Origin of the sequence: Faecalibacterium prausnitzii (genome assembly GCF_019967995.1) — a bacterium.
Taxonomy (GTDB): domain Bacteria; phylum Bacillota; class Clostridia; order Oscillospirales; family Ruminococcaceae; genus Faecalibacterium; species Faecalibacterium prausnitzii_E.
The window spans coordinates 2,571,744-2,586,422 of record NZ_CP065377.1 but is presented as its reverse complement, the minus strand read 5'-3'; the positions used below and the strand labels follow the sequence as shown (position 1 = coordinate 2,586,422).

The following is a 14,679-nucleotide window of genomic DNA, read 5'->3' as shown; positions in this document are numbered from 1 at the left end:
GCATGATTTTGCTATTTTGACCGGAAACAGGGCCTGAAATCTTGTGGAACGTGCTTATCTGGACGCGCGGTAGGCTTCCGGGCCGGAGAGATAGAGGTCGCCGCCGTGGGCATCCAGAATGACGGTCAGGGGCATCTGCTCCACAGTCAGGCGGCGGACGGCTTCGCAGCCGAGGTCCGGCCAGGCGATGACTTCCAGCGTTTTGACGCTCTTGGCCATCAGGGCACCGGCCCCGCCCAGCGCAGCCAGATAGACCGCGCCGTTGCGCACGACGGCTTCCTTGACGGCGGCATCCCGCTTGCCCTTGCCGATCATGACCTTGTTGCCCAGGTCCAGCAGGCGGGGGCTCATCGCGTCCATCCGGCCGCTGGTGGTGGGCCCGGCCGAGCCGATGACCGCACCGGGGCGCTCCGGTGTGGGGCCGACGTAGTAGATGGCGCTGCCTTCGAGGTCGAAGGGGAGCGGTTCGCCCAGGTCCAGTGCTTCCAGCATCCGTTTGTGCGCCTGGTCGCGGGCCGTGTAGACCACACCGGACAGCAGAACGGTGTCGCCCGCCTGGAGCGGGGCCAGGTCCTGTGCGGTGCAGGGGGTGGTCAGTTCGTATTGCATGTTCATCAAGCCTCCTAATAGGCTCACGCCTTTGACGGAAAGGGGATCGTTTACAGCGTCGCGCTGGCACGGCGGGTGACATGGCAGGAAACGTTCACGGCCACGGGCAGACCCGCCACATGGGTGGGCATCTGCTCAATGGCAAGGCCCAGGCAGGTGGTCCTGCCGCCAAAGCCCTGCGGGCCGATGCCGGTCTCGTTGACGGCGGCCAGCAGTTCGCGTTCGAGGGCGGCATAGTAGGGGTCCGGGTTGGGGATGTCCAGCGGGCGGAGCAGAGCCTTTTTGGCCAGATAGGCGACCTTGTCGAAGCTGCCGCCCACGCCGATGCCCAGCACGATGGGCGGGCAGGGGTTGGAGCCTGCCAGCGTGACCGTCTCCAGCACGAATTTCTTGAACCCTTCCACGCCGTCGGCCGGTTTGAGCATCTGGATGCGGCTCATGTTCTCGCTGCCAAAGCCCTTGGGGGCCACGGTGATGGTGCAGCCGTCGCCGTCCACGAGGTGGACTGTGATGGCGGCAGGGGTGTTGTCGCCGGTATTGCCCCGGCGCAGGGGGTCGGCCACGATGCTCTTGCGCAGGTAGCCGTCGGTGTAGCCCCGGCGGACGCCCTCGTGGATGGCGGCCTCAAAGCTGCCGTCGATGTGGACATCCGTCCCCAGCTCCACGAAGACGCAGGCCATGCCGGTGTCCTGACAGATGGGCAGAGCCTTCTCCTGCGCCGCACCGAGGTTCGACCACAGCAGGTCGAGGGTGGTTTTCGCCAGCGGCCACGGCTCTTCCTCCCGCGCTCTGGCCAGAGCCGCTTCCACGTCTTGGGGCAGGCGGGTGTTGGCCTCGATGCACAGGCGGGCGACGGTATCGGTGATGGACTGTGCGGAGATCGTCCTCATACCGCGCCTCCTTTACAGACGGGCCACGCCGGTCTCGCGGGCAGCTTTTGCCACGGCAGAGGCCACGGCCTCGGCCACGCGGGGGTCGAATGCGCCGGGGATGATGTTCTCTTCGCTGCGGTCCTCATCCGTGATGAGGTCGGCGATGGCGTAGGCTGCGGCCAGCTTCATGGCATCGTTGATGTCCCGTGCGCGGACGCTCAGGGCACCCTTGAACAGGCCGGGGAAGCAGAGCACGTTGTTCACCTGATTCGGGAAGTCGCTGCGGCCGGTGGCCATGACCCGCACACCGCCTGCCTTGGCCTCGTCGGGCATGATCTCCGGGGTGGGGTTGGCCATGGCGAAAACGATGGCGTCCGGATTCATGGTCTTGCACAGCTCGGTGGTCAGAATGCCGGGGCGGGACACGCCGATGAAGACGTCGGCCCCCTCGATGGCCTCCTTCAGGCCGCCCTTGATCTGGCGGGGGTTGGTCACTTCGCCCAGCCAGTTCTTGTGGGCCTCGGCGCTGTTGCAGCCCTTGTACAGGGTGCCGAACTGGTCCACCGCCACGATGTCTTTGGCACCGGCGGTCATCAGCATCTTGATGATGGCCGTGCCGGCGGCACCGGGGCCGTTCAGGACGATGTGGACATCCTCCATCTTCTTGCCCACCACGCGCAGGGCGTTGATGAGCGCAGCCGTCACGACGATGGCGGTGCCGTGCTGGTCGTCATGGAAGACGGGAATGTCCAGCTCACGCTCCAGCGTTTCTTCGATCTCGAAGCACTCCGGGCTTTTGATGTCCTCCAGATTGATGCCGCCGAAGGTCGGTGCGATGGCCTTGCAGGCCGCGATGACGCTGGCGGCGTCGTGGGCGTCGATGCAGATGGGGAAGGCATCCACGCCGCCGAATTCCTTGAACAGCACGGCCTTGCCCTCCATGACCGGCAGACCGGCTTCGGGACCGATGTCGCCCAGGCCCAGCACGGCGGTGCCGTTGGACACGACGGCCACCATGTTGCTCTTGAAGGTGTACTTGTACACGTCGTCGGGGTTCTCTTTGATCTTGCGGCAGGGCTCGGCGACGCCGGGGGTGTAAGCCGTGGACAGGTCGTCGCGGGTCCTGACCTCGACCTTGCTCACGATGCCGACTTTGCCGTGGTGGCTCTCGTGCATTTCGAGAGCGGCTTTGTTGTAATCCATGGATGTTCCTCCTTGTGTTGATGTGCTTCTCTTATTATAATAAAGCCGCAGGCCCCGCAGCGCAAGAGGATTTTTGCGTGTGCGGGGCGACAGCTTGACAAACGACGATAGAACGATTATACTACAAATAGAAAAGGCGCTGGCCCAACAAACGGCTAGCTCCCTACCAGCAGATCAAAAGAATGACCGCCAACGGGTGCTAAACGTGGGGCGGTCATTTCTTTTGTCCATTTTTTGTGCGAAACTCTCGGAATCGGAGCACGATGTCGATCGTGTCGTAAACCGTTGTGACGAGGAACGTCAACAGCGTAAGAATCTCGGTCAATGTCATGGGTACATTCCCCCTTTCGGCCAGAGCCTCCGGGGAGAAACGTTCAAAAGTCGCCCTCCCGGCGCCCTGTTTATGGAAACAAAGCCATCCGGTAGGGAGTTGCCGCCTGCGTTCTGGACACAGCGCCTTGCCGCTTTGCTGCGGCAATTATAGGATATCACAGCTTTTGACGAAAAGCAACGACCTCACGTGGCAGGCAGCGTGAAACTTGTGGAAATTTCGCAAAATCCTTTTCTTTTTCATTTTTACCCTTTATAATAAGATTTGTCTGAAAAAAATGCAGTTCCCGGCGGCGTCCGGGATACAGGAGGTATCCACTTGAAACGAATCATCTCGAAGGCAGTCTGCCTTCTCTGCGCCGGTGCGCTTGCGCTGGCGGCTGCGGGCTGCTCGAAGTCTGCGGCGTCCTCTTCCACATCGGCCAGCTCGGAAGCGTCTGTCTACGGCAGCGCTTCGGATTATGACTACCAGAATTTTGCCTACAGTGACGGTCTGGACGAGAACGGCTACTGGTCCGGCATCCGCGCACTGGATTATGTGACCCTGCCGGAGGACTACGCTTCCATCCCGCTGAAGAAGGCGGACATCGAGCCGACCGAGGAGGACGTGCAGTCCCAGATCGACAGCCTGCTCAGCCAGAACACCACCACGCAGCAGATCACCGACCGTGCCGCCGCCGACGGCGACACCGTCAACATCGACTATGTGGGCACTGTGGACGGCGTGGCCTTTACCGGCGGCACCTACAGCGGCTACAGCCTGACGCTGGGCAGCGGTTCCTTCATCGACGGCTTTGAAGACCAGATCGTGGGCCACAAGCCCGGCGAGACCTTCGATGTCAATGTCACCTTCCCGGACGGCTACAGCGACTCCACCGACGCCGAGGGCAATGCGGTGGTCCTGAGCAACAAAAAGGCGGTCTTCTCCGTCACGTTGAACTACATCAGCGAGGAGATCCTGCCGGAACTGACCGATGCCTGGGTCGAGGAGAATTTCAGCAGCACCGACGGCGTCCACACCGTGGAAGACCTGCGGGCCGAATACCAGAAGATGCTGTATCAGAACAACCTGAACACTGCGGTGATGGATTACCTGCTGGCAAACTCCACCTTCAAGGACCTGCCCAAGGAAGTGACCGATTATCAGGTCAACCAGTGCCTGAACTACTACTACACCATGGCCCAGTATTACGGCTATGATCTCGACAGCTTCCTGCAGGCTGCTGCCGGTTACAACAGTGCCGACGACCTGCTGGATGCCATGAGCGACAGCATCACCGAGTATGCCCGCGAAGCGCTGCTCTACCAGGCAGTGGCTGAGGCGATGGACATCGCCCCCACGCAGGAGCAGATCGACACCTACTCTGCCTACACCGAGACCTACGGTGCCAACTACTGCACCATGGTCGCGCTGATGGACGCCGTGTCCGAGGCGCTGACCACCGGGGCACAGGTGAAGTGATCCGATCTTGTTCCTGCGCCCCCAAAATCGAATAACACCACAAACGGCCTGAACCCTGTGCGACACAGAGTTCAGGCCGTTTCGGCTTTTTTGGGGGTTATTTTTTCAGGGCATCTGCGAGGACGCGCAGCAGGTGCGGGACGTCCAGCGGCTTTGCGATATGGCCGTTCATACCGGCCGCCAGCGCGTTCTGACGGTCTTCTTCAAAGGCATTCGCCGTCATCGCAAAGATGGGGATGCTGGCCTTCTCAGCGTCCGGCAGGGCGCGGATCTGCCGCGTGGCCTCGTAACCGTCCAGATTGGGCATCTGGATGTCCATCAGGATCAGGTCATACTGGCCGGGGGCCGCCTGCTTTATCTTTTGGACGGCGACCGCGCCGTCCTCGGCGGTATCCACCACAAAACCGGCTTCTTTCAGGATCTCCAGCGCGATCTCACGGTTCAGCTCGTTGTCTTCCACCAGCAGGAGCTTCTTCCCCTTGAGGTCGGCCGCAGTGGGTTGAGCGGGCTCGGAGGCAGGCTCTGCACGGAACGGTTCGGCCAGAACGCGGCGCAGCTCCGAGAGGAAGAGCGGCTTTTCGCAGAACGCGGTCACTCCGGCAGCGCGGGCCTCGTCCTCGATGTCCGCCCAGTCGTAGGCGGTCAGGATGATGATGGGGCAGCGATTCCCGATCACCTTGCGGATCTGCCGCACGATCTCGATGCCGTTCATATCGGGGATCAGCCAGTCGATGATGTAGACGCTGAACTCATCGCCCTGCTCCACCGCATATTTGGTGCGGATGACCGCTTCCTTGCCGGAGATCGTCCACTCCGGCCGCATCCCGATCTTGGACAGCATGGTGCTGACGTTCAGGCAGGTGTTGGTATCATCGTCTGCCACCAGTGCGCGCAGCCCTTCCAGCTGGGGGAGCTGCTTGGGCTCTGCTTTCTGCCCGCTGCGTGTGAAGCAGAGGGTCACGATGAACTCGGTGCCCTTGCTCGGCTCGCTCGTGAGGGCGATGGTGCCGCCCATCAGATCCACGATGTTTTTGGTGATGGACATTCCCAGGCCGGTGCCCTGAATGCCGCTGACGGTGGAGCTTTCCTCCCGGCTGAACTCCTCGAAGATGTGCTTCTGGAACTCTTCGCTCATGCCGATGCCGTTGTCCTTGATGCGGAACTCATAGCAGACGCAGCCCTTGGGCGCACCGTTCTTCTGGGCGATGCGGATGCTGATCATGCCGCCGGTGGGGGTGAACTTGATGGCGTTGGACAGGATGTTCAGCAGGATCTGGTTCAGCCGCAGTGGGTCGGTGATGATGTCCTCATCCTCAATGTCCATGGTATCAATGAAGAGCGACAGCCGTTTGGCCGCAACGTTGGGCTGGATGATGGAGCGCACATCGTGGACAAGGTCGGGCAGATGCACCGCCTTTTCCTCGATCTTGACCTTGCCGCTCTCGATGCGGCTCATATCCAGCACATCGTTGATGAGGGAGAGCAGATGCTGGCTGGAGGTAGAGATCTTTTTCAGGTAGTCCAGCACCTGCTCGCGGTTGTCGATGTGGGTCGCAGCCAGCGAGGTGAAGCCGATGATGGCGTTCATCGGGGTGCGGATATCGTGGCTCATGTTGAACAGGAACTCCCGCTTGGCGCGGTTGGCCGCGCCCTCGTGCTGGAGCGCGATCTCCAGTTTGCGGTTCTGCTCTTCCAGCTGGGTCTGATACTTCTTCTCCTGCTCTTTTTTCTGCTGCTCCATCTCCTGCACCGAGCGTCGGCGCAGCATCTGCAAGACCGAAACGAGCAGGATGTAACAGACCAGTGCCGTTAAGACCAGCGTGAGCGACTCGTGGAACACGGTTTTTTCATCCGTGTACGCATAGAGGTCGAACGACCGGCCGTGGCTGTACATGCCGAAATAGCAGCCGGAGCCGTTCCAGCCGTGGGTGGGCGTCAGCTTTTCCGCAAGCCCGGTGCTGCGGATCTCCTGCACCGGCGGGCTTGCGGTGGTGTCCTGCCCGATCAGCTCCGGGCGGTTGGACGCAATGACCTGATTGTTCTGCACGATGAACAGGGTGCCGCTGGTCTCTTCTGGGTAGCCGTCCAGAATGCTCTGGACCGACAGTGCCGTCCCCTCGACAAATTTGGCCGGGGTGCAGCGATAGGCCAGCAGGATGACCTCCTGGTGGTCGGCCCGGTGTGCCGCCACATCCACGGCAGACCCGTCTGCCAGCAGAACGCGCTTCAGGTAGGTCTTCTGCGGGAAGCGGAAGACGTCCAGCGCGGTCTCCTTTTTGAGCCGGTCTTCCAGCTGGGCGTAGCCGATGCCGTTCGCTGTGTACTCGCACAGGAGCGTGCCGTCCGGGCGCAGCACGGAAATGCCGGTGAGCCAGAGCGTCTCAGTCTGCTGTTTCAGGCAGTGCGGGTCGGAGAGGTCGAGTGCGGCGTCACCGGCCAGCTGGTGCACCGAGACCGCCGTGCGGCGGAGCGCTTTGGCCGTGATGGTATCGTTGTACTGCTCAAAACTGGTGGACTGCGATTTGACGAACGCGATCGTCTGGCAGAAACGCTCTTCGGTCGCATGCAGGGCTTTCCAGCCGGAAGCCAGGACGACCCCCGCCATGAAAAGCACACCGACGAGAATGTAGAGCACCCAGGTCCGCGTGTTCGGAGTGGTTTTGTTGTTACGCGTCAATGGTGTCCACCTCCAGATACTGCGAAGCATGTTCCAGGTATTTGCCGACGATCCGTTCCAGTGTGCCGTCCTCGCGCATCTGCGCGAAGGTATCATTCAGCTGGTGGTCCAGCCCGCGGCTGTCATTTTTGGCAAAGGCAACGCCCAGCCCGGTGACCAGCAGCGGCTCTTCGAGGATGCGGAACACCGCGTTGTTGTCTTTCATGTATTGCAGGATGGCCGTCTCGTGGGCAGCGATGGCGTCCACATAGCCGCAGGCCAGCATGGCATACTGCACACTGCGGTCTTCGATGCTGAACACCTCGACGGTCTGCGGGATGCGCGGGTCGGAGCCGCTGAGGAAGATGCTCTCTGGCTTGGAGGTGCTCTGCACCATAACGGTCTTCCCGGCAAGGTCGCTGAGGGACTGGATGCTACTGTCGGCGTTCACGGCCACGACCTGACGGCTCACCATGTAAGGCCCGGCCCACCGGTAGAGCGTTTCGCGGCCCTGCATGGAAAAGCAGCCCCAGATGCAGTCGATGGCGCCGCTTTCCACAAGGGCGGTCTTCTGCTCCCAGTCGATGACTTCAAATCGTGCAGCGTATCCCATGCGGCGGAATGCCTCGGTGGCGATCTCCACGTCGATCCCGGTCGGGGTGCCGTCATTGTTCAGATAAATATAGGGCGGGTAGGTGTCGCTTCCGATGAGGATCTGCGGCAGATCGCTGTTCTTCGCGTCCGTTCCGCCGCAGGCAGTCAGGCCGCCGAGGGCCGTCGAGGCCGCCAGCAGGGTGCATCCGTTCAGGAATGCACGGCGTGAGATGAGGTGTTTCATGGGGACTTTTGTTCTCCTGTTGTTATTGCGTCCGCTGCTGCAACTGGACTTTCAGGTCGGTCTGCACATCCGTCAGGCATTGCAGCAGCAAGGGGTTGAAGGCTCCGCACTCGCCGTTCAGGATCATCTGCACGGCTTTTTCGTGGGAGAAGGCTTTTTTGTAGCAGCGTTCGCTGGTCAGTGCATCGTACACATCGGCCAGCGCGACCAGCTGTGCGCTGATGGGGATCGCATCGCCCTTCAGCCCATCCGGGTAGCCGCGCCCGTCCCAGCGCTCGTGGTGCCAGCGGGTGATCTCGTAGGCGGTCTGCAGCAGCGGCTGCTCGTTGAAGTCTTCCAGCTGGTGCAGCATCTCGGCCCCCAGCATACTGTGGGTCTTGACGACCTCGAATTCTTCCGGGGTCAGCTTGCCGGGTTTGTTGAGGATCTTTTCGTCGATGCCGATCTTGCCGATGTCGTGCAGGGCGGAGGCCAGCGGGATGTTGTCCTGCTGCTCGGCGGTGATGGGGTACTGGCTGCTGATCTCCAGCAGGCGGTGGAGCAGCAGCTCGGTGATGATGCGGATGTGCCGCACATGGGCGCCGCTCTCGCCGTTGCGGAACTCTACGATATGGCTCAGCACACCCACCAGCATATCGGTGTTGTTTTCGCGGGCGCGGATCTGGTCCGACACCATCTGCACCAGCCGCCGCTGCTTGGCATACAGCTTGATGGTGTTGGTCACGCGGCGGTAGACGATGCGGGCATCGAAGGGGCGGTTGACGTAATCGCTGGCTCCCAGCTCATAGGAGCGCCGGATCGCGGCGTCGGAGTCGTCGCTGGAGATCATGATGACCGGGATGTCCTCGATGGTGTGGTTGGCGTTCATGGCCTTGAGCACCTCGAAACCATCCATGACCGGCATGTTGATGTCCAGCAGCACCAGTGCAAGATTCCCGGCTTCGGCCTGCAAGGCATCCATACATTCCCGGCCATCTTTTGCTTCCAGAATACGGTAGTCGCCTTGCAGGATTTCGGCCAGGATGAGGCGGTTCATTTCAGAGTCATCCACAAGAAGGATCTGCGGCTTCTCCTCCACCAGTTCTTCCTGCGCGGTCAGCGCGTTTTCGGGGAGTTCCACCGTGACGGCATTCTTACGGCACTTTGCCTGATACATCAGCCGGTCTGCCCGGCGAACCGCATTCTCCATCGAGTCGGTGATGGCCTGCATCGTTCCGCCGATGCTCAGTGAGAGGCGAAAATGCGGATAACCGGGTACAGTAGCCTGCTGCACGGCGGCTCTGATCTGCTCCAGCTTGGTTTGCAGGATATCGCTCGGAATGCCGGGCAGCACCAGCAGAAATTCATCCCCGCCGTAGCGGATGAGCAGATCGGAGCTGCGGATGCAGGACTGAATGGCGTTTGCCGCTGCTTCCAGCGCCAGATCTCCGGCGTGATGCCCATAGGTGTCGTTGCAGATCTTGAAATCGTCCACATCCATCAGCGCGATGCCTGCGGAGCCGACGATACGGGATGCGATATCCTCATAGTAGCGGCGGTTGTATGTGCCAGTCAAGGCATCATGGTAAAGTTTTGCACGGTAGCTCTCTGTTGTTTCTTGAAGCTTTTCCTCGGTTTCGGCCTGCATCTTTTCCATGTTGGAACACTCGAACTGCCTTTGCAGATGACCGATCAGCAGAATGTTCGCAGCGATACCAAGGCCGATCACGATGAGCTTTTGAAGGTTCAAAGAGGTGTAAAGAAAAAAGCTGTGGTCGGTAGAAAAGAAAAACGCGGAGTATAGGAATGCAATGAGGCCGCTTACGATTCCTGCTGCATAGCCGCATTTCACGAGCACAGCAGAAAGAACAACAAAAAGCACGATATTTGGATTTGGAATATGAAAATTCCAGACGATCAGGCAGGCGCTCAATTGGGCAAGTGCCGATAGCAACATAGGCTGAATTTTATTTGGCTGTCGTTCCATACGCAATACCATCCAATCCTTTGATTCATCATGATTGCTCTCTCACAAAAAAGAGCTGGGCCGCAAATGGGCGGCCCTGCCAGGTCGTGGGTGTCGGTCATCTGCGAAACCGTGCGATTCCACTATTTATTTTCGGGGGGGGGTAACGCGGAAGCGCTTGACGGTCTGTTCCAGCGCGTCGATGTCCACGGGCTTGGACAGATGCTCGTCCATCCCGGCTTCCTTGCTCTTCTGCATATCTTCCAAGAAGGCGTTTGCCGTCATGGCGAGGATGGGGATGACCCGGCCCAGCGGGTTTTCGCTGCTGCGGATGCGGCGGGCGGCTTCGAGGCCGTCCATCACCGGCATCTGCACATCCATCAGGATCATGTCATACTCGCCGGGCTTGACGCGGACAAACGCATCCACAAGCTCCTGCCCGTTGGGGTAAATTTTGCAGTGTGCGCCCTTGGATTCCAGCAGCAGCTCCAGGATCTCGGCGTTGATGGCGTTGTCCTCGGCGCAGAGGAAGTTCATCCCGCACAGGGGAGAGACGTCTTCCGGCTCCTCCGGAAGCGCCTGCGCCTTTGGCACCGCGTCCGCTTCGGCGTCGATGGGAAATTCCAGCACGACCTCAAAGCGGGTGCCCTTGCCGGTGGCACTCTCCACGCTGATGGAGCCGCCCATCAGGTCCACGATGTTCTTGGTGATGGCCATGCCAAGGCCGGTGCCCTGCACCTTGTTGGTGCCGGAGCGCTCTTCGCGGGTAAAGGGGTCAAAAAGGGTCTTCTGGTAAGCCTCGCTCATGCCGATGCCGTCATCCTGCACCACAAAGCTGTATTTGGCGTAGTGCTCGTTCCGGGGCAGCTCTTCGACCTCGAACCGGATGTGCCCGCCGCAGGGGGTATACTTGACCGCGTTGGAGAGGATGTTCATCAGCACCTGATTCAGGCGGGTGGGGTCGGCCAGCAGGTTTTCGTGCCGGAGATGGGTGGAGACGGTGAAGGTCTGCGCCTTTTCGCTGGCCTGTGCGCGGATCATCGTGCTGAGCTGGTCGAGCTGCTGGGAAAGGTGCATCGGCTCAACGCTCAGGGTGGTCTTGCCGCTCTCGATGCGGCTCATATCCAGAATGTTGTTGATGATGCCCAGCAGCAGCTGGCCGGAGCTTTCCAGCTTGTGCAGGTGTTCGGCCAGCTTTTCCGGCTGGTCCAGCTCGTTCTCCATCAGGGTCGTCAACCCGACGATGGCGTTCATGGGGGTGCGGATATCGTGGCTCATGTTGGAAAGAAAGTCGGTCTTGGCCTGGCTGGCCTTTTCGGCTACTTCCAGTGCGGCTTCCACGGCCAGCGTGGTCTGGTGCTCGCCTGTGCGGTCAGACAGATCCACGATGCACTTTTTTGCGCCCTGTACCTCATTGATAAAGCCGGTCACGTGGATATAGTGTGGCTCGCCAGTCTCCTGATGGATAAACTCCCGATCCCATTCCTGCTGCGTACCCTGCTCCATCTGCATCAGACCGTCCAGCCGTGATGTGCAATTATCGCCCTCGGCAGAACATAGAACGTGGAAATCCTCTTGCACCGTTTCGGGGGAGATGCCCAGAATGCGCCGGACGTTGGGGCTGATGTATTCCACCTTGCCGGTGCCGGTGTCGATCATCAGGAACACATCGTCCACGTTGCGAGAAAGGCTTGAGAACAGCTCTTCACGGGCCAGCAGCTGCTGATCCTTTTTCCGCAGCTTTTGCCGGTTGCTCTGTACCATCAGCAGCAAAACGGTAACGGCCAGCATCCCCACGATGCCGCTCATCACAGCCATGGTGGTGTATTGCAGCCGGTTCATGTTGGCGTTCACAATGCTTTTGGGGGCAATGCCAAGGACCGTCCAGTTCTGGAAGGAGGCAGAACCATAAACCATGTAATAGCCGACGCCATGGATGGAAAACTCAAGGTTGCCGCTCTTCCCGGCGGCAAAAGCCTTTTGCAGGGCAGTGATCTGTTCGTCCGTAAAACCAGCCGAATTTTTGAGCATGGCAAGGATGTTGTGCACACCGCGCATGTCCGCACTGCTGCTGTCCAGTACCACACGGCCATCCGGCAGCACGGCAAAGGTGCTGCCGTGCCCCTCAAAGGCAGAGATCTTCAGGGAGTCCACCAGATCTCGGTTGTTGTAGGTGACGGCAATGGCTTCGTACGCAAAGCCCTGATAGCTGCCTTTTGCCGTGGGAACGGCAAACACCATGATCTCCGGCTTGTCCGGGACCACCGAGTTTGCCACGATAGGCTGCTGCTCCAGGATCAGCTGCGACAGCATTCGTCCCAGATCGAGATAGCCCTGTTCGCCGTCCAGCGTGATATAGGAGCCATCCCGTGAGACGAAGAAAAAGTCTGTAAACTGGTATTCTTCTTTTGCCTGTGCAAGGAAAGAGCAGACATCGGCATCGCTTTGCGAACGTTCCAGATAAGGTGTCCACATCCGCATGACACCCCAGTTGAAGGATACCTTATTGTAAAGGGTCTGGTTTGCCTGATGGTAGATCTCGGTAAGGTGTGCCGTGCTTTCCTCGTAGATGGTTTGCTCCATGAAATCCGTAAAGACAACAAGGCTCGTCAAAATACCGATGCCGAGCAGCAGTGCTGCTAAAACTGCGAGGATACGTTTTTTTATCGTAGACCACATCTTAGTTTCATTCTTCAAGAGTTTATTCTCCCTGTACAATGGTCAGATACTCGGAGGGGGCGGGGAACTGCCTGCTGACCGCCAGCGAATCCTTCAGGCAGGAGCGGCTTTCTGCCCCTTCAATGGCGTATTCCGTCCGCTTGGTTTTCAGGTTCTCCGGCATGGGGCAGTTGCAGTAGGCCTCATTTTCTATCCACACATCCGTGCCCGCCACAAAGACGGTATAGGTGGCGGTATCGTCCAGCGGTGCACCGTTGATGGTGACTTCTTCCAGACGGAACTTGCCCCGTTCGTATTCGGTCACCTTGTATTCCATACCGCTGGTCACGGGCATATAATTCCGGTGACGGATGGGGTTTGCACCGTTGTCCTTCACGTTTACCAGCCACTCCATCATCTGCCGCAGCTCTGCACCGGTATATTCCCCCTGCGAGACAGCGTAGTTGCCGGCCATCACCCACAAAAGCTGCTGCTTGCTGTAATCGCCGCAGTAGATGGAGGTGGACACCAGCGGCGAATAGCCGACTGCAATAGACGCATCGTAGGTGGCGCGCAGGGCGTTCATCAGCGAGGAAGCCGCAGCGCTGCCGTGGTCGGTCATGTCGATGGAGTATGCGGTATTCTGGGTGAACAGCACCTCGGCTTCGGGGTCTGCTCTGGGGGTGACCAGCTGCTCATTGAACGCATCGTATGCGGCCTTGGCATCGTATTCGCCGGTGATCATCTTGTGCCCTACGTCTTCCGAAATACGGAACATCTCAGTGGAGGCCAGACGCATATACAGATGATTTGCGCTGATGATATCCGCAACGTGTTCCAGAGAAGCGGAGGAGGTAATATCGACCTCCTTGTTATAAGAAAGCACGGCAGCACCGACCGCCATCTTGCTCTGACCCTCTGCACTGTACACAGCCTCAAGCACTTTCAGCACAGCAGCCAGCTTCGCTTCGTCCTGCGCTACCGTGTTGGAAACTGCCGCCTGACACATGGGGTAGGTCAGCAGCCAGCTATCGTTGGCGGTCTCGCCGAAATAGGGCAGAATAGACGCGTTAAAGCCGTACTGGTCAGGCATTACATCCGCTATGCCTGCGGTGGTGCGGATCATGGCGGTCTGCCGCGCATAGAAAGGCTTGGCAATGGGGTTCAACTCCAACCGGTCGTCACCGGGCTGCACCCGCACATCCTTGAGGAACTGCTCGTATTTTTCAAAGACCTTCGGCCATACCACATCGTCCAGACCGGTGGAGCCGTCCTCGGTCTCGCTCTCGTAGTTCATGCGCCATGTGGTGCCCTCCAGGCTCATCAGCTCCGGGATCGCGCAGCCCTGCATGGTTTCCAGACAGGTGTAGTCATACCGCCAGTCTGCCTGATAGCCCTTGATGCCGATCGCTTCAAAGGCCTCGATCGCCGCCACGAACTCGGCATAGTTGGTGGGCAGGGGGATGTTGTACTGCGCAAACAGATCAACATTGGCAGCCGTGCCGTCCACCTCGGCGCACATGGGCAGCCAGCGGATCGCACCGTCCGGCTCCTGATTGTTGTTCAGGTAGCTGGAATAGAAGGTGCCTGCGACCTCGGTAGTGCTCAGGTCCATCAGGTGCTCTGCCAGAGGTGCCGCATCGTTCAGGGAGAAGCGGCGGCAGGTGATGATATCCGGCAGCTGCTCCGCACGGTTCAGCAGGTTGCGGTAGTAGTCCATGGTGTTGAAGCCCTGAATGAAGGTGAACGCATACTCCGGGAATTTTTCTTCCAGCCACGGAGTAAGCGCTTTCATCATGGAGCGATCCCACAGATAAAAGGTGATTTGAATTTTGCCGTTCTGGCTGCTGCTCTTGTCGGCTTCAGCCTTGCCGCCGCAGGCGGTCAGCGCTGCCGTGGCTGCCAGCACACCGGTGGCCTGTAGAAACGAGCGGCGGGAGAGCTTTTTCATCATACTATCGTCCTCACAGTTTCCTGATATTTCCAAGACTGTCGCTTCTTCATTTTACAGCAAAGTTGGAACAAACGCAACATAAAGTTCGTTAATGTTTCTGCAAATCCATGTGGATTTTGGCGAAATGCGGCGCAGTGGAGCGACCCGAAAGA

General features: G+C 59.4%; 9 protein-coding genes. 1 reads left to right on the top strand and 8 read right to left on the bottom strand.

The window, feature by feature from the left end:
• Positions 1-54: 54 nt before the first annotated feature.
• From I5P96_RS12490 to I5P96_RS12480, 3 genes are read right to left on the bottom strand one after another with little or no spacing between them, the layout of a single operon-like run.
• Positions 55-609 carry a Fe-S-containing hydro-lyase gene (locus I5P96_RS12490; RefSeq protein WP_223382422.1) on the bottom strand — a complete coding sequence of 185 codons (555 nt, stop codon included), beginning with the start codon at positions 607-609 and terminating at the stop codon, positions 55-57.
• 50 nt (positions 610-659) lie between these two features.
• Entirely contained in the window at positions 660-1,499 is an 840-nt protein-coding gene (locus I5P96_RS12485; protein WP_097791656.1) for a fumarate hydratase, read from the bottom strand.
• 12 nt (positions 1,500-1,511) lie between these two features.
• Positions 1,512-2,684 carry an NADP-dependent malic enzyme gene (locus tag I5P96_RS12480; protein WP_207685972.1) on the bottom strand — a complete coding sequence of 391 codons (1,173 nt, stop codon included), beginning with the start codon at positions 2,682-2,684 and terminating at the stop codon, positions 1,512-1,514.
• A gap of 649 nt (positions 2,685-3,333) precedes the next feature.
• On the opposite strand from I5P96_RS12480, the gene tig reads away from it, so the two are divergent.
• Positions 3,334-4,476 carry a trigger factor gene (tig, locus tag I5P96_RS12475; RefSeq protein ID WP_223382420.1) on the top strand — a complete coding sequence of 381 codons (1,143 nt, stop codon included), beginning with the start codon at positions 3,334-3,336 and terminating at the stop codon, positions 4,474-4,476.
• A gap of 97 nt (positions 4,477-4,573) precedes the next feature.
• Here the strand turns inward: tig and I5P96_RS12470 are convergent, their stop codons facing one another.
• From I5P96_RS12470 to I5P96_RS12450, 5 genes are all read right to left on the bottom strand, one after another.
• Positions 4,574-7,153: a response regulator gene (locus I5P96_RS12470; protein ID WP_223382418.1), complete on the bottom strand. Its 2,580-nt coding sequence runs from the start codon at positions 7,151-7,153 to the stop codon at positions 4,574-4,576.
• Positions 7,143-7,970, bottom strand: coding sequence for a substrate-binding periplasmic protein (locus I5P96_RS12465; protein ID WP_223382416.1), 828 nt, complete (start codon positions 7,968-7,970; stop codon positions 7,143-7,145). Before I5P96_RS12465 ends, I5P96_RS12470 begins: the two co-directional genes overlap by 11 nt.
• Before the next feature lie 22 nt (positions 7,971-7,992).
• Positions 7,993-9,678: a diguanylate cyclase gene (locus I5P96_RS12460; protein ID WP_223382414.1), complete on the bottom strand. Its 1,686-nt coding sequence runs from the start codon at positions 9,676-9,678 to the stop codon at positions 7,993-7,995.
• Between the two features lie 384 nt (positions 9,679-10,062).
• Positions 10,063-12,612, bottom strand: coding sequence for an ATP-binding protein (locus tag I5P96_RS12455; protein WP_223382411.1), 2,550 nt, complete (start codon positions 12,610-12,612; stop codon positions 10,063-10,065).
• Between the two features lie 4 nt (positions 12,613-12,616).
• Positions 12,617-14,527 (bottom strand): 5'-nucleotidase C-terminal domain-containing protein, encoded by a 1,911-nt coding sequence (locus I5P96_RS12450; RefSeq protein WP_223382409.1) that lies wholly within the window; start codon positions 14,525-14,527, stop codon positions 12,617-12,619.
• Between the last annotated feature and the right edge of the window lie 152 nt (positions 14,528-14,679).